Genomic DNA, 19449 nt, shown 5'->3' on the forward strand with positions numbered 1-19449 from the left:
ACCACCCGCGCGGGCACGGGTCCCGGCCCGGCCCGCGCGGGTGCGGCCCCCGGGGCCACGGGAGACGTGAGCACGGAACCTCGCGAGGCCGGAGCCCGGGACACGGCGTTGGCGCTCGCCGGGGTGGCGCACTCCTACCGGGGGCGCGCCGGGACGGTCGACGCGCTCGGCCCGATCGACCTGGAGATCGCCGCCGGGGAGTTCGTCACGGTCGTGGGCCCCTCGGGGTGCGGCAAGAGCACGCTGCTGCGGCTGGTGGCGGGCTTCACCGCGCCATCGGCGGGAACCATCACGGCCTCCGGCGAGCCGGTGTCGGGCCCCGACCCGGCCAGGGGGTACGTGTTCCAGCAGCACCGGCTCTTCCCCTGGCTCTCGGTCGAGGGGAACGTCGGTTTCGGGCTGCGCGGCCTGCCCAGGGCCGCGCGGCGCGAGCGGGTGGCCGAGCTGCTTGAGCTGACCGGGCTGGCCGACGTCGCCAGGGCCAGGCCGTACGAGCTGTCGGGGGGCATGCAGCAGCGCGCGGCGATCGCCCGCGCCCTCGCCCCCGGCCCCGCGCTGCTGCTGATGGACGAGCCGTTCGCCGCCCTGGACGCCTTCACGAGGGAACGCATGCAGGAGGAGGTCCGCGAGCTGTGGCGGCGGGCGGGCACGACGGTGGTGTTCATCACCCACAGCGTGGACGAGGCCGTCTACCTCGGCACCCGCGTGCTCGCGCTGAGCGGCAGGCCGGGCCGGGTGGTCCTCGACCGCGGCTCCGGCCTCCCGTACGGCGACCATCCCCGCACCGACCCGCTCTTCACCGGGCTGCGCGAGGAGCTCACGGAGGTCGTCAGGGAGGCCGCGTCGGCCGGCGGGCGAGGCTGACGAACTCGTCGTGGAGACTCGTCTGCCGACGGCGGGGGAACTGACGGAAGTCGTCACGGAGGCTCGTCGATCGGCGGCGGGAGGAGCCGACGGAGGTCACCGGGGAAGGCGCGCCGGCCGGCGGTGGAAGGGGCCGGTGACGCCTCCGGCGTTCCCCGTCGCAAACTTTGCGGAAACCGGCGAGCAAACATCCGTCAAAACAGGTCGACCTATCGCCAAGATCGCCATCTGTCCCGTCTGACGCGTCCACAGTGGAATGACCGCCGTCAGATCGGGAGGACCGTTGAGCGAGGGACTCGCGTTCGCGAATCCAGTCTTCGAGACCACGCCCCACGTGGGCACCCGCCGAGCTCTCGTCTTCCTCGACTCTTCCCCGACCACTCCCCACCCCTCGACCCCACCACCCGTCCTGTCCTCGTCCCCGCACTCACCAACGCCCTCGACCCCGCCGGACGCGGGCACCCCCGCCGCCCGGCCGGACGCGCGGCTGGCGGGCGCGCTGCGCGCCGAGGGGTTCACCGTCGACGCCGAGACCAGCGAGGGGGCGGACGCGGACGGCGAGCGCGTGTGGAACCTGCTGCGCTCGGCGCGGGAGGGCGACCTGCTGGTGATCCGGCTGCCCGCCGACGGCGGCTGGACCTCGGGACAGCTGGGGTCGATGATCGGCGCGTTCGGCCGGCAGGTCGGCGAGTCGCTGGCGGCCGCCGTACTGATGATCGTCGACTTCGGCTGGAGCGCCCTGGACGGCTCCGCGGAGCCGGTCAGGCAGCTCGCCGTGGCCGGGGAGCCGAGGGTGGCCGCGGCGGCCCTCACCCTCACGCTGCGGCTCGACGAGACCGTACCCGGCCCGGTGCGCACGCTGACCGACGTCATCGCGGAGGGCCTCACGACGCGGGCCGCGGACCTCGACGGTGACGGGACGGTCAGCGTCGGGGACCTGCACGCCTACGCGCTCGCCCGCTACGCGGCGGCCTCGGCCGCCCGGACCCCCATCCTGATCTCTTACGGGGCCGTCGCGGGGGTCGCGCTGACCCCGGCGAGAGACACCGCCGCCGTGCCGCACGCCGCCTTCGCCCGCGTCCTGGCGCGGCTCGGCGACCACGCCCCGCCCGCCTGCGGGGTCGAGATCGTCCGGCGCGTCTACGAGCTGCACCTGAGCGAGCCCGCCAGGGAGATCCTGCGCAGGGCGGCCCTGCTCGACGAGGACGAGCCGATCGACGAGATCCTCGGCGACGCCGCCGAGCTGAGGCACTGGGGCCTGCTGGGCGAGACGACCACGTTCGTCCACCCGGACGTGCGGACCTTCGGCCACTCGCGGCTGTCGGCGGCCGAGCGGGCGCAGACCTCGGCGCTGCTGCGCCGCCGCCGGGCCGGGCTGCGGACGGTACGGCCCAGGGCCAGGCTCACCGCCGACCGGTGGACCACCGAGGACCAGCTCGGGCACCGCGTCTACGCCGAGGCCATCGCCGCGTTCGTCCGCCACCCCGAGACCCGGCCCCCGCTCACGATCGGCGTCAAGGGCCCCTGGGGCGCGGGCAAGACCTCGCTGATGCGGATGATCCAGGACCTGCTGGACCCCGGTGCCGCCGGGGACGACCCCGCCCCGATCCACCTGCCCGGCTCCCGCGCGGAGCGGACGCTGACCAACGCCGAGGTGCTCGCCAGGACGGGACGGCGCCCCAGGGAGAACGCCGGGCGGGCCGAGCCGGGCCCGCTCCCGTTGCGGCGGGCGGACTGGCGGCCCACGGTCTGGTTCAACCCGTGGATGTACCAGAGCGGCGAGCAGGTCTGGGCCGGGCTGGCCCACGAGATCATCACCCAGGTCACCCGGCGGCTGCCCCGCGCCGAGCGGGAACGGTTCTGGCTGGAACTGAACCTGTCCAGGATCGACCGGGAGGCGGTCCGCAGGCGCGCGTACCACCTGGCGATGACCCGCCTGGCGCCGGTGGCCCTCGGCCTGGTCGCCACCGTCGTCCTCACCGGGGCGCTGCTGGCCGCCGCCGCGCTGCTGCCCGCGCTCGGCGCCCTCCTGGGGAACGCCGCGGCGGCCGTCGGCTCCGCCGGGTCCGCGCTGGTGGTGGGCGCGGGCGCCGTACGGCTGGCGCGGTTCTTCGGGGAGTCGGCGGACAACGCGTTCCGCGGCCTGGTCACCCAGCCCGACCTGCTCGGCCCCGGCGCGGCCGACGGGTTCGCCAACGAGGTCGCGCCCGCCCCCGGGTACCGGTCCAGGACCGGTTTCCTGCACCTGGTGCAGACCGACATGCGGCAGGTCCTCGACCTCGTCGCCACCGGGGAGCGCCCGCTGGTGGTGTTCGTGGACGACCTGGACCGCTGCTCGCCGGGAACGGTGGCGCAGGTCATCGAGGCGATCAACCTGTTCCTCGCCGGGGAGTTCCCCAACTGCGTGTTCGTGCTGGCCATGGAACCGGAGGTGGTCGTGGCGCACGTCGAGGCCGCCTACCCGGAACTGGCCGGGACGCTGCCGGGCGGCGGGCGGTCCGGGCTGGGCTGGCGGTTCCTGGAGAAGATCGTGCAGCTCCCGCTGAGCGTGCCGCTGCTGGACGACGCCGACCGGCTGCCCGCCTTCGTACGGGCCCTGCTGGGCGTGTCCGACGTCGCGCGGCCCGCGACCGTTCCCGACGTACGCGCGGGCGCCTCCGCCGTTCCCGCGGACATGGGGAACGCGCGACCGCGGGACCCAGAGACCACCCGGACACCGAATCCGGCCGGACCGCGTCCGGCGGGTCTCCCAGCCGCCCTGGAACGGCTCGACCCGCCACCGGATCCGGCCGGGCCGCGTTCGCGCGGTCCCCTGCCTCCCGCACGGCCCTCCTCGCTCGGCGCGGTCACACCGGGACTCCCCGGCACCACCACGCCACCGGGAGCGGCCGTGCCGGGACTGCGGGCACCGGTGCCCAGGTTACGGACACCGGTCGAGACACCGGGGCTCGGGCTGCGGGCGACGATGGAGCTGCAGGGATTCGGCCCGCGAACGCCGGTGGAGACGCCCGCCCCCGGATCGCGGGCGGCGGAACCGCCGGACCCGGTGCAGGTGAGCCGGTTGCAGGACGCCATCTGGGCGCTGCGCCCGACCACGACGACCCTCGACGAGGCGGCGCGGCTCGCGCAGGACGCCCTGGGCATCGAGTGCTCCGACGCCGTCGGCGGCCTCTGCGCGGCGACCCGCGAGGCCGCCGACCGGGTCTTCGACGACCTCTACAGCGACGAGAACGCCTACCGGGCGATCGAGTTCGTGCTCCCGGCCCTCACGTTCTTCAACCCGCGCGAGATCAAGCGGTACGTGAACGTGTTCCGCTTCTACTCGTTCCTGACCTACCGCCGCGCCCTCGCCGGGGCGGCCCCCGCCTCGGACGGCGAGGTCGCCAAGCTCGCGGCGCTCGCCGTCCAGTGGCCGCACCTGCTGACGCTGCTGGCCGGGGAGACGGACGGGGCGAGCGTGCTGCGGCGGCTGGAGGAGGCCGCGAACGACGACGGGAACTGGGAGCGGGCCGTCCACGACACCGGCCTCACCGCCCACCACACCCCCGGCGGCCCCCACCTGGACGCCCTGCGCGACCTCCTCTCCGGCCCCCACCCCATCGCCGACCTGGCCCGCTATCTCCTGTGAGCCCTCGTCCTACGGCTCCGCGAACGCGCGGTCGGGAGCCCAAGCTCGTCGAGGCGCGGAACGTAAGCCCGTTCCTCGGTTATCGCATCGGCGAAACGGGGCCCTTGGCGGTCACGCCCGAGCGCTGAGGGCCCGTGCGACCGTGAGGCTGTCCTCGTAGATGTGGAAGCGGGTGACGAGCCCGTCCTCGACGGTGAGGTGCAGCGCGAACGGTGAGGTGTACGCGGTCCCGCCGTCCCGTACCGTCTGTGCGATCTCCCCCAGCACGACGGCGTCCGCCCCGTCGACCAGGATCCGCGCCACCGACGTGCCGTTCAGCTCGGGCACGTGGTGGGCCTCCAGCGACCGGAAGTGGTCCGCCACGTCGGCCCGGCCGGACCTGGGGCGAATCCACGGCACCGCCGGATGCCCCTCGGCGGGCCAGGCGAGCCCCCAGTCGACCGGCTCGGCGAACAACTCCGCCGTACGGTCGTGATCGCCCTCGGCCATCCGGCGCAACAGTTCTTCCACGGTGTCACGGGTTCCATCACTCATGCCGCAAGCCTCTCGGTTCCGGACGCCGCCCGTCGATTACCGCCGAGGTATGACGGGACCCGCGGAGACCCGCACCGAGGTCGTGCCGCCGTGAGCGGGGTTCTTGACCCTCACGTGGCGTCAGGCGGCATAGTCGGTGCCGTGGAGGAACACTGGACCGTGGGACATGTGGCCGAACTGGCCGGTGTGAGCGTCCGTACGCTGCATCACTACGACGAGGTCGGGCTCGTTCGGCCGTCGGCGCGGACCGCGGCCGGGTACCGGGCCTACTCGGCGGGCGACGTGGAGCGGCTGCGGGAGGTGCTGGCCTATCGGCGGTTGGGCTTCGGGCTGCGGGAGGTCGCGGAACTGGTCGGCGACCCGTCCACCGACGCGGTCGCGCACCTGCGCCGGCTGCGCGGCCTGCTGCTGGAGCGGCGTGATCGCGCCGACGCCATGGTGGCGGCCATCGACAGGGAACTCAAGGCACGGGCGAAGGGACTGAAGGTGACACCGGAGGAGCAACTGGAGATGCTCGGCGCACGGCTGTACGACGCGATCGGCGGCGCCTACACCGCGACACGGAGTACCGAGCCACGGATCGCCACGCAGATCTGGGACGCGCTCGGGGACGCGCGGACGGTGCTGAACGTCGGGGCCGGCACCGGCTCCTACGAGCCCGCCGATCGCGACGTGACCGCGGTGGAGCCGTCGGCGGTCATGCGGGGACAGCGGCCTGCCGGCTCGGCGCCGTGCGTGGCCGCCGCCGCGGAGAGCCTGCCGTTCGAAAACCGGTCCTTCGACGTCGCGATGGCCGTCTCCACCGTCCACCACTGGGGGGACCCGATAGCGGGGCTGCGCGAGATGCGGCGCGTGGCCCACCGCGTGGTGGTGCTCACGTTCGACACCGACGAGCCCGGATGGCAGGACCGGTTCTGGCTCACCCGCGACTACCTGCCCGAGTTCGCCGCCGTCCTCGCGGAGTTTCCCTCGCTCGCAGGGATGGCCGACGCGATCGGCGCCCGCGCCGAGCCGGTGCCCATCCCGTGGGACTGTGCCGACGGCCTGTTCGAGGCGTACTGGCGCCGACCGGCGGCGTATCTGGAGGATCACGTGCGCCGTGCGATGTCGGTGTGGACGAGGGTCGGGCCGGAGACTGAGCGGCGGGCGGTGCGAAGCCTCGGCGACGACCTCGACTCCGGCCGGTGGGCCGAGCGCAACAGCGACCTCGCCGGTCTCGACGCGGCGGATCTCGGCCTCCGCCTGCTCATAGCCTGAACCGCGTCGCGGCGTCGGCGTCGCAGCGGCTCCCGGACGGCCCGCCGGTCACGCGCGGCGCTGGACGGGCACGGCACTGTGGACGGCCCGCCGGTCACACGCGGCGCTGAACGGGCACGGCACTGTGGACGGCCCGCCGGTCACACGCGGTGTTGAGCGGGCACGGCGCTGTGGACGGGATCGGCGACGCGACCCGGCACGCCCAGGGCGATCGCCCGCGAGCTCCGCCGGTCGATCCGCGCAAGCTCGTCCTCCGCTCCGGCGAGACCGATCCGCGGACCTTCGATCTCGCCGCCCCGGCTTCGCCGCCGTCGGCACCCGGACACACTCCGCCGTCATCAGCGTTCAAAGCCCTGCCGAGCGTGACTCGGTTGACCGAGGCTGAGAAACTCATCAGCGTCTCTCAGTCTGATCACAGGCGGCGCCGTGGATCCTACGGCCATGACGCGAACAGCAGTTCCTCCGCCACCCCGCTGGGCGCGTGTCGCCGGAACGGCGGGGTGGGCGGCTCCCATCCTCGGATTCGTGCCGTTGCACATCCCCTGGATGCTCGGAATCCCGTTCCTGGCCCATGAAGCGAGCTTCGACGCCTGGTATCACGGCCGAGGTCACGGCACGGAAGGCTTCCCGGAGGGCGGAGTCCTGGGCATCCCCGCGGGTGCCATGTACCTCGGGGTGCTGACGCTGCTCGCCGTCCTCGGTGGAATCCTGTCACTCGGTCTGATCAGCGGCTGGGGACTGGTCTATCCCCGGTGGATCCCCGTGCTGGGCGGACGCCGGGTCCCACCTTGGTTTCCGCTCACCCCGACCGTCCTGGGCTCGGTCCTGCTGGTGGGTTACTCGCTCACCCTGCCCGCGCAGATCCCTCGTGCCATCGCCGAGGCGAGTCCGGACGATCCGTTCACCCTGACCGGTGCGTTCGTCGGCCTGCCCGTCCTGCTCGTGTGGATGATCGCGCTACCGGTCGCCGGTTGGTCGTACTACCGGCGCACCCGGCGGGTTACTCCGACCATCGCCGACTGACCACCCGGCCTCCGAGGAGAAGGGCTGGCCTTCATCCACGCGGAGCCATCCGCCCTCGTCGGCATTCGAAGCTCTGCCAAGCGCAAATCGATACTGACGACACCCCACCAGGCGTAAGTGATTAAAGATGAAGACAATCACCCTGCGGGGAAGTCGAACTCGCCACCCTTGACCCCACCGACGAACGCCTCCCACTCGGCCCGGGTGTAGACGATCACCTCGGCCTCGGGACGACGGCTGCGCCGTACGGCCACCCGCCCACTGCCATCGGCCAACGGACCGGCCTCGACACACTGACCGTTACTGTCGGCACTCTTGGCTCTGATATGCCAGGCCACACCAGCCGGCTCCTCGGGGGTGATCATCACGTACTCCTCCCTCTTGCTCGTCCGACATGACCGACCTCATCTGGGACATTTTGCGTGAGCTGGAGCGGGCCGGGATCGTCACGCTGGCTATCAGGGGGCCGAAGATCCGCTCATCACCTCGTACAGAGACAGAGACAAGCCCGCCTCTCAGAAGCAGACCAACCGCTCCTACGCCCGCCTTCGCGAACCCCGCGAAGGCGCGAACGCTCAGCCGAAAGGCTGGAAGATCCTCCGCAAGCTACGTTGCAGCCCGAGCAAGGCCGGCCACCTCTGCAAGGCCATCGCCGTTCTTCAGAACCACCGTGTTGCACAGGTCGCCCAAGAATGAATGGCTACCGCTTCTCATTCTTTATATCTTATATTTTCCGTTACGAAAGCGTTCCGCCTACCGTTAAGCCAGCCCTCATCCAAAACTGCACCACTCAACAAGGAGATGAGGGAAAATGCCGCCGATACCACAAAAGAGTTCGGCTTATCTCGCCAAGCGGAGCGAATTTCCACCAAACCCTCGGCAAGGCTTGTCTCATTCTCCGATTTACCGACACGAAGAATATCGGACGAATTCATATGAACCTGCCCGTCCACAGTGTGGACGAAGCGGTACCGCTCTGTTCCGGCCTTGACGTGCAGGCCCCAGATGTAGAAATCCTCACCTAGAAGACGGATCAGCTGATCCTGCGTACCGGTGAGATCGTAGGTATCGAAGAAAAAATATTTATCCTCAAAAGAGTCGATAAACAGCGTAGGCGCTTCCGGATCTTCCACCTCCATCCCCTCTTTTAAGTGAATTTCTTCGAGGTGAAAGTCGTGTACGCCCGAAATCTTTCCCCCAATCTGCTCAATGGACTGAGGGACAGTCATCGGTTCGACAACCGTCCAGGTCACCGGATTCCATAGAATCCACTCTTCCGCAACGAGGAGGGATTCGTAGTGAGCAAGTAATTCGCGCGCATTCATATTGCACCTGTTAAGTGGTAAGGTGTGGGGCCGACCGGCCCCACACCTTACCACTTACATACTCTATGGTCTATGGTTCGCCACAGAGCTCTTCTCTGGACTGCGGATCTTCCGCCTCCCCAAATCTGTTGGTGAAGTAATCCCCCGCGATCACCCTGTCTTTTTGATAAAATTCCTGAAGGGCCGTGCCCGCGTCAGAATTGTGGGTCTTCAGGATAGGACAGACGGAATAGTCTCCATCTATTCGACCCCTGGTTTGTTCGCGAGTCGAAGCGAACGGGTATTCGTCGCAGTCCCTTCCGCCTTCAGTGTAGTCCCCGCCCCAGATGCTGGCGCAAAAACTTCCCGTTTGATTGTGATTTGCATCAGCCTCCGTCGAGAAAACTTTCTGTATATATCTCCGTTCAGCCGGGTCGCCAGACCCCAGCACGTCACATCCTCTGATGATCTTGTTTGGGTTATTCGGATACGTTTCCGCCGGGTCCTTACAGGCGTTCCAGTAGTGCTGATAAGCCTGCTTCATATACAACGTCCGTTTTTTCGCCGACGCTGTATATTTCCACTTGATTGCAGCCTTGGTTGTATGGAAGATGCAGCCACCGGTCGAATATCTTGTACCCGAAGCAGTGTCACATCTTATTGTATTTCCCTTGAATCCCTGGACATCCTTGTTGGACATCACGTACTTGTACTGCGTACTAGGCCAGTTCGGGAAATTAGCCCAGGCCCTGAAGGTCCCGTAAGACACGCGATCGTTGTTATCTACCTCTTCGCGCGTGTTGCCCTCACTGTTCACCTTTGACCATCTGATGATCCGCTTGTTCGATGCCTTAAGCGGATCGCACTTGAACCGGAAGGTAGCGCGCCCGTTATTCACCCAGGAACCGATAAGAGCGGACTTCTGATTCGAAACGGCTTGGCCGTTCCAAGAGGTTACATTTTCACAGCGAGGGTAGTTGCCGATACTCATGTTCAGCACCATCGTCCTGGCGCTCGGATTAACAGTACCGGTACTGTCATAAACATCATGGTTGTAAAGATAAGCTTCTACCACCAGGTCGCGCGATGTTTCACCCGGCTTCTTGCGGTCTCCCTTCCCGTTGAACGTATAACCAATCAGCATGATATCGGCCCTGTACCGGGCAAACTTCATTCCCTGGTCGACAGCGGCTTCTACGCGGCCCATCTGGCACCAAGAGAAGTGGTTAGAAATCCACCCAATGCCTCTCCCTGCCAGTTCCTTACGTTCGGCGCATTTTTGTGGCGTCAAACGTTCGAAGGTACTGGATGCCGGCGCAGGAGGATCATCGGCCGGCGGGTAGGCGGAGACGGCACTGTTCGCAGTGGCACCGTATTTTGAAGACGAGCGAACTGTCGCCAATCTTTCCCACTCGGACCATGGTCCTGCGATGCCACCCGCGGTCGCGCGTGCCCGCCATTGCACCGCTTCGGCGTGGGCGAGTTTGTCGGTCGGTATCGATACGCTTGCGATATTTCCTGATGCCACACCCTTGACAGTAGCGCTCCATATAGGTGTACGCGCACCGGCCACTGGAGCCGAAACTTGAACTGCCTCGAAGGTAACCGAAAGGGAACGATGACGCGAGCCGCGTACATTGGCCATGAGATAGGAAGGCGTTGAATTGGTCACGGTCTTGGGTGTACGTGTCCGGAGATTCTCAACTTTGGGTTGTGTGCTCGACGAATCGACACCAGCCCTGGTGCTGCTCCATTCAACCGAAAACCAAGACCAGTTGTAGTCGGGCATCGCATTGCCAGCGTTGTCCTCGACACCAGTCAGTGCGGCGACGTAGTAGAAGCCAGTGAGTGGTTCATCAGGGACGAATGTCAGGACAGTCCGATCAGCATTGAAGCTCGTCTGGCCAGAAACTTCTCCTTCGAACCAGGCTTCCGTCAGTGTCAGCGTCGCCTCGGCAACCGGCTCGCTGAAACGTACGGAGATGGGGGTATCCAGCGGTGCATTTTCGGCACCATCCTGTGGTGTTACGTCCAACACCGACGGAGGTATCGTGTCATCCCCTGGCAGAGGGCCATCTTCACCGATGTAGGTGACTGTGAGGGTCGGTCGCCTCGAAGACTCCACAGAGGCTTCAGAGGAGTGGAATCCGCGATCGTACAACGGTGCGTCCGCCGACTGGTCTGTGCCGCGGAGGACAAGGCCTCGGTTAAACTGTCCTACAGCCCACGCCTGGACGATTTCGGTCGTGTTCCAGTCCCAAGGCGCATTGTACTTCTCGCATTCCGCACCGTCGTCGGCGAATGCTTGCCCTTCCTCGGTCGCGTCAGGCCGGTTGTCCCAGTTTATCGTCGTAGCGCTCCAGTTGGCGGTAAGGCGTTGCGCTTTGATCGAAGAAGTGGCATCGCCGCATCCATAGGTAGAGTTGTTCCATAGCCGGAGATTCGCCTCCTTGATGGTCTTGCCCGCGATCTGGGTGGCGTCGAACTTCAGATACGCCTCTTCATCCCAGGCGTCCCCGTCTGTTTCGTAACGGCCAGCCCACAGGACATTTTCCTGATCACTGCCATTAAGGTCACTGGTGATATAGAGATCGCTCTCTAGCGGCAGCGTGATTGTGTGCTCGACCGGCGCGGAGTCACCTGTGGCGAAGGACCATCTATACGGTGCCGCCATAGCGTTTCCGGAACTGTCCGCCGCCCCGGTAACCTGGGCCGAATAGGTTGTGCTCCGGGCTAACGCCTGAGTAGGTGTGAAGACCAGTGCGCTGTCAGCCTCCCGCATCACCGATGTACCAGCCACTGCCGTGCCGGAAGGATCCGTGAGTGCCAGCACCGCCCCGGTGACACCCTCACTAAATGTAATCTCAATGGTGGAGTTGGTGTAGACGCCTGTGGCCCCGCCTCTGGGCGTGGTTGAGATTACCTGCGGCAATGTGGTATCAGGCTCAGGCTCAGGCGCTGGCTCGTCCGCATTTGGGTCGTCCTTGAGGACGTCCTCAACTGGGACCTCCACTACCTCCTCTGATTGCTCGTAAGCTTCGATCGCCTGATCATCGGTGATGGACAGCGCCGTTGGTTCCACCAGGGTTGCGCCAACACTTTCCGGATCGGCATTGACCCGCTCGATGTCCTCCCGCGATTCGATTCCCGGATCACCCTCTTGGAACCACCCCACAGCGCCAAGCGGCTCAACGGGCGCTGTTTTGAAGTCGACGGTGAGGATGGGCGGGTGGGGCTGGAACTTGCAGTCTTCCAGCGGCGACGTCCTGCAGCCGCCGGCCTCCTCCGAGGCGTAGCGCCGCCAGTTTCGCAATTCGGATTCGTTACCCGCGGTGAGCTGGATGCCGTGGTTGGTGGCACCGTTGACCCACGACTGGACAATGGCGTTGAGTGAGTGGGTCAGGTTCCAGGCGTAGTTACAGTCATCGCTGTAGGCGCCGTACTCGGTGTCCGCGCCCGTACCGATGACAGACGGCTGGCTGTTCCAAGACAGCAGCATGTCATCCCAGGAGGAGGTGACCTGCCGCGCGGTGATGCCGGAACCGACCGTCGTACCGCAGGTGTTGGACAGATGGTTCCACAGGTGCAGGTCGGCGTTGTCCACCTTGCTGCCCGCGAACTCGGCGGGGATGTTGGGGAACTTGAGGTAACCACGCCAGCGCTTGGCGACGCTGCTGGCATAGGATTTGCCGACCACGACCTCGGGATCGGAGAAGGTGTCCCAGCCCTCCTTGAGGTCGACATCATTGATGTAGACGTCCATGCCGGCGCCGACGCCGGTGTGGCTTTCGTACCAGTCAGAGGCCGCGGCGGCCATCGTCACCGGGTAGGTCGTCGCTACATCGGCCAAGAACGCGGCATCCGGCGTGAAGACCAGGGTCTTGCCGTCCTCGGCGAGAGTGACGGCGGCCCTGCCGATCTTGCCCGCATCGAGCGGGGCGCTCGCGTCGGCGGCCGTGGCGTCCTGCAGCAGTGTCGGCCGCACCTCGGTCAGCGTCTTGCCGTCCTTGCCCACGATGATGGGCCGACCCGCGGTGTTCTTCTTGAACGACAGACCCGACGGCAGTTCCACCGGCACACGGAAGGAAACCGGGCCGACGGGCCGTTCGGCGATGGTGATCTGCTGCCGGAACCCGGTCGGGTTCGCGGTCACCACCAGGTCGCGGCCCTTGCCGTAGGCGTCGGGATAGGTGGCGGTGTTGCCCTTCAGCCTAGGCTCGGGCAGGGCCGACGGTGTGCTGATCTTCGCCGTGGCGTCGGCCGACCGGCTCCTGAGCAGGGTCTTGTCCTGCCCAGTGGACAGGACAAGATCGCCGTGCGCAGCCTTGGGTTTGATGGCGCCGTCCACCTCGACGAGGGTGGTGTCGATCGGCGTGAAGCCCTTGCCGTCGGCGTTCTTGACCCGGATCGGCTGGGTGCTGAGCTCCATCCGGAGCGTTTTGCCATCCGGATTGGCGTAGTACGTGGCGCTTTCCGAGTGCAGCGACTCGATCTCAACACGCCGGTTGTCTTTCTTGGCTTGCGCCATTGCTTTGCCGGTGGGGGTGGCGGGTGCGCTGGGCGGCGACGTTGCAGGGGTAGCGGGTAGGGGATCCTGGGCGATCGCAGGGGCACTCATCAGCGAGAGCGGAAGCGTCAGAATCGCGACCAGGACAGTCCAGCGATGCATCCGACTGGATAAGTCGGACGGTGTTCGTGATGTGTTCACTCCAGCCTTTCGAACAGAGTCGACAAAACGGAATGATCATCACATTTTTACGTATTTAAGTAAAGATATTTTTCGGTGACGAGAAAGGTGAGGTCCGTGAGCACCAGGGTGTGCGGAACCGGAAGTGAGCGCGCCATACCGGCCGAACCAGGCCGACGAATAAGACGCCCAGCTTTTCTCCGAACAAGCGATTTGCAGGCGTGCCGAGGGTTGCGTTCACGGAGGTGGTGTAAGAGTTTCCCCTGGTAGTGGGCGTGGCGCCGTGAAATGAGGACGGCCATCGCGTGATCCTTCAGGTCGCTAAACCAAGAACGAAGGAGCACAGAGCGATGGCCGTACCCGACAGTGTGGACCCAGCCGCGTGGCTGGCGGAGCAGATCCGGCAGGGCGATCCGGATCTGTTGCGATCCATGGTGAAGACCATGGCCGAGACGTTGATGGCGGCCGAGGCCGACGGGGTGTGCGGCGCCGAGTACGGCATGCGCAGCGACGAGCGCACCAACCGGCGCAACGGATACCGCTCCCGCGAGTGGGACACCCGCGCCAGCACCGTGGAGCTCGCGATCCCGAAGCTGCGCTCGGGTTCTTACTTCCCCGATTGGCTGCTGGAGCGCAGGCGACGGGCCGAACAGGCCCTGATCAGCGTGGTGGCCACCTCCTACTTGCTGGGGGTCTCCACCCGGCGGGTGGACAAGCTGGTCGAACAACTCGGCATCAAGCACATCTCCAAAAGCCAGGTCAGCCAGATGGCCAAGGTTCTCGACACCCAGGTGGAGACCTTTCGCACCCGCGCGTTGGACGCGGGACCGTATGCGTTTGTGTGGCTGGACACGTTGACGCAGAAGGTCCGCGAGGGCGGGCGGATCATAAACGTGCACGTGCTGGTGGCCACCGCGGTCAACGCCAACGGCACCCGGGAGATCTTGGGGGTGGAGGTGACCTCGGCCGAGGACGGCGCGGGCTGGCTGACGTTCCTGCGCAGTCTGGTCGCTCGTGGCCTGTCAGGCGTTCAACTGGTCATCTCCGATGCCCACGCCGGGCTGGTGGCGGCGGTCGGCGCGACGCTGGCGGGCGTGTCCTGGCAGCGTTGTCGCACGCATTACCTGCGTAATCTGCTGACCCGGGTGCCCAAGAGCGCGCAGCCGTGGGTGGCGACCTTGATGCGTACCATCTTCGACCAGCCCACCAGCGAAGCGGTGCGCACCCAGCACACCTGGGTGATCGACGCCTTGGAGGCCAAGTATCCGGCCGCGTGTGAGCGTCTGGACGCGGCCCGCGACGAACTCCTGGCCTTCGCCGCCTTCCCGCGAGAGGTCTGGAGGCAGATCTGGTCGAACAACCCTCAGGAGCGGTTGAACAAGGAGATCCGCCGCCGCACCGACGTGGTGGGCATCTTCCCCGACCGGCCCTCGATCGTCCGTCTTGTCGGTGCGGTTTTGGCCGAGCAGAGCGATGAGTGGACCGAGGCCCGCCGCTACATGGGCCTGGACGTCCTGGCCAAAATCCGGATGCGCGTCATCGTCAGCGACACACCGCAGCAGAACCCGATCCCGCAGACACTTACCGCTTAACCTGCAGAAACAGGCTCACACGAAGGTCAACTCATACACCACTTCGCTGGACGTGACCGTAGCCCGATGCGGCGATATGGGATGAGTAGTGTTCGGTGAGTACTCCTCAGCACTACATTCATAATCTCTGCTGGGAGGGATCGCCGCGCCGCCGACAGTGACTGATCAGGGCACGAGTCTGGTGGAGCCGCCGGAAGTCCGCGGGCCAAAATGCGATCGACGGCGTTGGCCGCCGAGATGGACAGCCGGGGGCAGGATCCGGCGGATCTTGACGAGCGAGAGTCGTACGAGCCTCAGCGCGGTGACGCCTGCCAGAGGCAGGCGGTTTTTCCCTTGGCATCGACCCTCGTTGACGTCAACGGGCAGAGGGCGCGTGTGACGACCAGGAACGCCAGCGTGAGCGCGGCACTCAGCACGCTAAGCGCTCAACACTGGTTAGTAAGTTCTCAGCGAGCGTCGGACTGGTCCGTGGGGTAGCGGCTGTGTTCGGTCATGACCCCCAAGACTATTCCAGGGAGTAGTCAGCAGAGAGCTCGCGACCGGGGCCGAGAAAGTCCACCGCGTACTCGGTCACCTCGTCGTGCTGGTCCCAGTAGAGGTTGGTCATGGTGAGTGCCGATAGACCGATTTCCACGCCGAGAACCTGGGCGATGTCCTCGGGAACCGGCCTGATGGCAACGATGTCACGCCGCCGGACGACCCGCCGTCCCGCCCTGTCCTCGACCAGTCCAAAAGTCATTCTCGGGAGCGGTTCCGCGATCAGCAGTTCGGGCACCACCTGGCTCAGTTCACCCGGAAGCCACGAGGTGGACAGCGCCACGAGCCCTCTGTCGTCGTAGTAGGCACGACGGCGCTGGACGACGGAGACTCCCTCTTCGACCTCCAGCGCGTCCGCGACCGGCTCAGATGCCGGGACGAGGTCGGCACCCAAGATCTCGACTCGCTCACCCTCGCGGTAGCCGCTTCCGTTCGCCCGCAGCATTCGAAGGCGATCGGAGCCTGCCACGATCTTCTTCGGCAGGGCGGCCAGGGTGCCGATCCCCGGAACCGACTCCGCGTAGCCTTCCGCCCTCAACACGGCCGCGACCCGGGTGGCGGTCGCGGTGGACACCCCTTCGTCCCGCATGATCTCCCGTATCGACGGGATGCGGTCACCCGGCCCGATCTCCCCGCTCTCGATTCTGGCCCTGATCTGCGCGGCGATCCGCTTGTACGGCGCCATCGCCTGCGGATGGTCAGCCATCTCGGGACTCCTGTTCTAGTGCACTCTGAATCAGTCGTTGACTTCCTTGGTGCTCTAGAACACTATAGAGCTGTCGTGGGCCAGAGAACAGGCGGGCCGATCCCTGATCACACAAGAAAACTCTGGGCCGCCTCTCCCACGACTGAAGGCTCGAAAACCTCAAGACCGACGATGCGCCATACGCACCATCTCCTCCAGCAGTCGATCGAAACGAATTCAGATCGGGCGGCCTTCACGGGCACCAGGCAGAAAGAGAGCGCTTGCCATGGAACGTTCCTTCAAGTTCGGCCAACCGCCCGCCTGCCACGATCAGGCCGTCGGCGGGCACCTCGCACACGACAAAGAGCAGGGATGCGCCCAGGGGGAGACGACCGTCCTGACAGGTGAGCCACCGCGCCTGTTCGCCCTGGTCCAAGAGTACGTGGGGGATGCGAAAAGGCCGTCACGGAGGTGGTGGCCTACGGGCTGACGTTGCCGGGTGGGACGGCGGCGACCGTGGGTGCGAACGGTCACGGGTTCGGCCGGTGGACGAGCGCGCACAGTGCCGCGCGGCGGCTTCACTCCGACCTTGTCTGGCTCGGGGGCGGCTCGTGGGATCGGACGTCGCAGCGGCCCCTGGAGACCTAACGGACCGGGGCTTCCTTGCGTCGGCGTACCTTCTCTCCGGCGGGGAAGCGCGAGGCCACTGATCGGAGCGTGGTCAGCGTGGACGCGACCGGCTGCCCGGCGAGCATTTCCTCAAGCGCGTTGTTCAGGCCCTCCTGGACCTCCTGGACACGCTCGGCCAGCTGCGCGCCGTCCGCCGTGAGGGTCAGTGTGACGTGCCGTCTGTCACCCGCGTCGGTCACCCGTTCGACGATCCCCGCGGTCACGAGCCGGTCCACCAACCTGCTCGGATTGACTCCCGTCTCGCAGACGAGCAGTTCACCGAGCCCGGAGAGGGTGAGGGGGCCGCGATCGTCGAGGACGCTCACCACCTCCGCCTGGGACGGCGTGAGCCCGAGCGGGCGGAGCTCGGCGGCGAGCAGGCGGTTGCCCTCTCGCTGCACCGCCAGGACAAGGTAGCGGAACTCCTCGGCGTCCTTCATTCGTGCGGATCCCTTCTCCGCACCGTGCGGAAACCCTCCGGCGGAGCGCACCGCGGGTGCCACTCCGTACGTCCACGCGTGTGCATGTTACGACAGAAGATGACGTGTCATCGGCCCGTCCGGTGACGGCCGCCCGCGACCTCGCCTCCCGAACGGCGGGCGCCTCGCCTCCGGCGGCCGTCACCACGCGGTGGTCCCGTTCCCGGCGCCGGGGGCCTCAAGGATGTCCTTCAGGACATTGAGGTTCTTCGCGACGGCCCCGGCCATGCTCCGGGCCGGCAGGCCGCCCAGCGCGCCCAGCGCCCCCGCTTCGAGCTCGATCTCGTTGACCAGGTCCGTCGAGGTCGCGGCCCCCTCAAGCGTGTAGATCGCGCGTCCCTGGAAGAGGCCGAAGCCGCCTTCCACCACGAGGCGGCGGTCGCGCTCGTACTCGACGATCTCAAGGCGCTCCCGCATGACACGGGGAAGGGTGCGGGACTGCTCGTAAACGGTTCCGGGACCGGTCCGGCCCGGTGTGAGCGGTCGCGTCTCGCTGATCGCGTAGTTCCAGGCGGGGAGGTTTCGCAGGTCCGCCAGGTAGTCGAAGACCACACCGGCCGGACGCTCGACGCGCAGGGCGTTGGTGAATCTCACGTGCTTTTCCGTTCTCAAGGACCTGAAGAAGTCGGTGATCATCGTTCACTCCTTTGCGGAATTCGGTGACATCCAGCAGATGGAGGCTCTTCACGCGACCCGCACGCGGCCGAGCGTCTCGGCGAGGCGACCGGCCGCCCCGGGGTCGTGTGCCGCCAGGACCTCCAGGCCGGGCATCGTGGCCCGCAGGGCGTTCACCTTGCTCACCGCGTCGCGCATCTGCCTCTTGTCGCCCACGCCGGGCAGCTCACCGGCGGCCAGCAGGTCGACGTCGTAGGTGAGATCGCCGACCAGCAGCAGCGGCGCGTGTCCGGGACGGCGGATCAGCAGGGAGAGCGATCCGGGCGTGTGCCCCGGAGTGGGCAGGAGCAGGAGGCTCCCGTCCCCGAACAGGTCGTGGCCGGTGTCGAACGGCGCCACCGTCGGGTCCGCGAGCGGTTCGGGGGTGATCCGCCTCCAGTTGAGCCCCGGCAGGTCGATGTGCGACGGCATCAGGCCACGCGCCTCCGGCAGCGGCTTGCGCAGGGACTCCCACTCGTCGTGGCTGACGACGATGTCGGCGTGGCCGAGCAGCGGCAGCCCGCCGATGTGGTCCTGGTGAAGGTGGGAGATCACCGCGGTGTCCACGTCGTCGACGGCGTACCCCAGCCTGGACAGGCCGGCCGTGAGCGTCTCGTCCGGTTCGACGGCGAACTTCGCGAGACGTGAGTAGATCAGCCCGTTGAACCCTCCGGGGAAGTAGCCCGGATCGGTCACCGACGCGCGGTCCTGCCCGGTGTCGAAGAGCACCACGCCGTCGCGATGCTCGATGACGTAGACGTTGATCGGCCGGGGGGCGGTCCACCGTGTCGAGGTGAACAGCCAGAAGTAGAGGTGCTTCCACGTCGGCCCGACGTGCTCCGGCCGGATGGCCACCGAACCGGTGCTGAGGATGGATACACGCCTGATCGGATCTGCCGAAGTGTTCATGGGGGACCTTTCACGAAGTTCTATGTCGTGTCATTAAATTACACGACACATATATGGCCGTCAACGCCCCCGGCAGCCGGAGGCAAGGGCCGGGAACACGGAAGGCGCCCCGGCCCTCACGGACCGGGGCGCCTCGGAGGACGATCTAGCGCTGGGCCTCGATCATCCAGTGGTGCTTCTCCAGGTCCTGCGTGATCTCAATCAGGAGGTCCTGGGTGACCAGGTCGGGCTTCTCGGCGGCCTCGATGCGCTCGCGCATCCGGCCGACGATGGACCCGAGGATGTCCGTCATGGCGGCGACGACTTTGCCGTCGTTGATGTAGCCGTTCTCCAGCTGCGGCACCTCGGTGTTCTGCGCCAGCGTGGAGGACCTGCCGTCAGGGTTGCATCCGAGGGCCACCGCGCGCTCGGCGACGGTGTCCGCGTGCTTCCTGGCCGACGAGACGATCTTGTCGAGCTGCAGGTGCAGCGACCTGAAGTTGTGGCCGATCACGTTCCAGTGGGCCTGCTTGGTCAAGAGCGACAGGTCGAGCAGGTCGACGAGAGCCCCCTGGAGCACGACGGCGATGGTCTTCTTGTCTTCTGGCTTGAGCGGGCTGGTGATCGCGGACATGAAGCGTCCTCCCC

14 protein-coding genes are annotated in these 19449 nt (G+C 66.7%); 5 read left to right on the forward strand and 9 right to left on the reverse strand.

What is annotated here, in order from left to right; genetic code table 11:
• The first annotated feature begins 66 nt into the window (after positions 1-66).
• Together ACSC1Q_RS02735 and ACSC1Q_RS02740 are read left to right on the forward strand one after the other, a co-directional pair.
• Positions 67-864 (forward strand): ABC transporter ATP-binding protein, encoded by a 798-nt coding sequence (locus ACSC1Q_RS02735; protein ID WP_436757016.1) that lies wholly within the window; start codon positions 67-69, stop codon positions 862-864.
• Between the two features lie 283 nt (positions 865-1147).
• Positions 1148-4492 carry a P-loop NTPase fold protein gene (locus tag ACSC1Q_RS02740; RefSeq protein ID WP_436757017.1) on the forward strand — a complete coding sequence of 1115 codons (3345 nt, stop codon included), beginning with the start codon at positions 1148-1150 and terminating at the stop codon, positions 4490-4492.
• A 111-nt stretch (positions 4493-4603) separates the two neighbouring features.
• Here ACSC1Q_RS02740 and ACSC1Q_RS02745 read toward each other — a convergent pair whose 3' ends face one another.
• Positions 4604-5026 (reverse strand): nuclear transport factor 2 family protein, encoded by a 423-nt coding sequence (locus ACSC1Q_RS02745; RefSeq protein ID WP_436757018.1) that lies wholly within the window; start codon positions 5024-5026, stop codon positions 4604-4606.
• 141 nt (positions 5027-5167) lie between these two features.
• Here ACSC1Q_RS02745 and ACSC1Q_RS02750 point away from each other — a divergent pair, with 141 nt between their 5' ends.
• Both ACSC1Q_RS02750 and ACSC1Q_RS02755 read left to right on the forward strand, forming a co-directional pair.
• A complete protein-coding gene (locus tag ACSC1Q_RS02750; RefSeq protein WP_436757019.1) occupies positions 5168-6283 on the forward strand; it encodes a MerR family transcriptional regulator in 1116 nt (371 codons plus the stop codon).
• 525 nt (positions 6284-6808) lie between these two features.
• Entirely contained in the window at positions 6809-7306 is a 498-nt protein-coding gene (locus ACSC1Q_RS02755) for a hypothetical protein (RefSeq protein ID WP_436757020.1), read from the forward strand.
• Positions 7307-7443: 137 nt separating this feature from the next.
• On the opposite strand, the gene ACSC1Q_RS02760 is transcribed toward ACSC1Q_RS02755, so the two are convergent.
• From ACSC1Q_RS02760 to ACSC1Q_RS02770, 3 genes are all read right to left on the reverse strand, one after another.
• Entirely contained in the window at positions 7444-7671 is a 228-nt protein-coding gene (locus tag ACSC1Q_RS02760) for a DUF397 domain-containing protein (protein ID WP_436757021.1), read from the reverse strand.
• Positions 7672-8016: 345 nt separating this feature from the next.
• The gene (locus ACSC1Q_RS02765; RefSeq protein WP_436757022.1) at positions 8017-8631 is read right to left on the reverse strand and encodes a hypothetical protein; all 615 of its coding nucleotides are present in this window, start codon (positions 8629-8631) and stop codon (positions 8017-8019) included.
• 70 nt (positions 8632-8701) lie between these two features.
• Positions 8702-13279, reverse strand: coding sequence for a DNRLRE domain-containing protein (locus ACSC1Q_RS02770; protein WP_436757023.1), 4578 nt, complete (start codon positions 13277-13279; stop codon positions 8702-8704).
• Positions 13280-13647: 368 nt separating this feature from the next.
• Here ACSC1Q_RS02770 and ACSC1Q_RS02775 point away from each other — a divergent pair, with 368 nt between their 5' ends.
• Positions 13648-14889: an IS256 family transposase gene (locus ACSC1Q_RS02775; protein ID WP_436757024.1), complete on the forward strand. Its 1242-nt coding sequence runs from the start codon at positions 13648-13650 to the stop codon at positions 14887-14889.
• 505 nt (positions 14890-15394) lie between these two features.
• Here the strand turns inward: ACSC1Q_RS02775 and ACSC1Q_RS02780 are convergent.
• The 5 genes from ACSC1Q_RS02780 to ACSC1Q_RS02800 all read right to left on the reverse strand — a co-directional run bounded on the left by ACSC1Q_RS02780 (position 15395) and on the right by ACSC1Q_RS02800 (position 19435).
• Entirely contained in the window at positions 15395-16132 is a 738-nt protein-coding gene (locus ACSC1Q_RS02780) for a GntR family transcriptional regulator (RefSeq protein WP_436757025.1), read from the reverse strand.
• Positions 16133-16755: 623 nt separating this feature from the next.
• The gene (locus ACSC1Q_RS02785) at positions 16756-17220 is read right to left on the reverse strand and encodes a MarR family winged helix-turn-helix transcriptional regulator (RefSeq protein WP_436757026.1); all 465 of its coding nucleotides are present in this window, start codon (positions 17218-17220) and stop codon (positions 16756-16758) included.
• A 180-nt stretch (positions 17221-17400) separates the two neighbouring features.
• The gene (locus tag ACSC1Q_RS02790; RefSeq protein ID WP_436757027.1) at positions 17401-17853 is read right to left on the reverse strand and encodes an SRPBCC family protein; all 453 of its coding nucleotides are present in this window, start codon (positions 17851-17853) and stop codon (positions 17401-17403) included.
• 90 nt (positions 17854-17943) lie between these two features.
• Positions 17944-18822, reverse strand: a complete 879-nt coding sequence (locus ACSC1Q_RS02795; protein ID WP_436757028.1) for an N-acyl homoserine lactonase family protein — start codon at positions 18820-18822, stop codon at positions 17944-17946.
• 145 nt (positions 18823-18967) lie between these two features.
• Complete coding sequence (locus tag ACSC1Q_RS02800; RefSeq protein ID WP_436757029.1) at positions 18968-19435, reverse strand: Dps family protein; 468 nt, start codon at positions 19433-19435, stop codon at positions 18968-18970.
• Between the last annotated feature and the right edge of the window lie 14 nt (positions 19436-19449).

It is taken from the genome of Streptosporangium heterodermiicola, from assembly GCF_051390675.1.
GTDB lineage: Bacteria > Actinomycetota > Actinomycetes > Streptosporangiales > Streptosporangiaceae > Streptosporangium.

Excerpts from the sequence above, each read along its gene's own strand:
- ACSC1Q_RS02745 (WP_436757018.1), bottom strand. The coding sequence starts at position 5,026 with ATGAGTGATGGAACCCGTGACACCGTGGAAGAACTGTTGCGCCGGATG.
- ACSC1Q_RS02760 (WP_436757021.1), bottom strand. The coding sequence starts at position 7,671 with ATGATCACCCCCGAGGAGCCGGCTGGTGTGGCCTGGCATATCAGAGCC.
- ACSC1Q_RS02765 (WP_436757022.1), bottom strand. The coding sequence starts at position 8,631 with ATGAATGCGCGCGAATTACTTGCTCACTACGAATCCCTCCTCGTTGCG.
- ACSC1Q_RS02770 (WP_436757023.1), bottom strand. The coding sequence starts at position 13,279 with ATGCATCGCTGGACTGTCCTGGTCGCGATTCTGACGCTTCCGCTCTCG.
- ACSC1Q_RS02775 (WP_436757024.1), top strand. The coding sequence starts at position 13,648 with ATGGCCGTACCCGACAGTGTGGACCCAGCCGCGTGGCTGGCGGAGCAG.
- ACSC1Q_RS02780 (WP_436757025.1), bottom strand. The coding sequence starts at position 16,132 with ATGGCTGACCATCCGCAGGCGATGGCGCCGTACAAGCGGATCGCCGCG.
- ACSC1Q_RS02785 (WP_436757026.1), bottom strand. The coding sequence starts at position 17,220 with ATGAAGGACGCCGAGGAGTTCCGCTACCTTGTCCTGGCGGTGCAGCGA.
- ACSC1Q_RS02795 (WP_436757028.1), bottom strand. The coding sequence starts at position 18,822 with ATGAACACTTCGGCAGATCCGATCAGGCGTGTATCCATCCTCAGCACC.
- ACSC1Q_RS02800 (WP_436757029.1), bottom strand. The coding sequence starts at position 19,435 with ATGTCCGCGATCACCAGCCCGCTCAAGCCAGAAGACAAGAAGACCATC.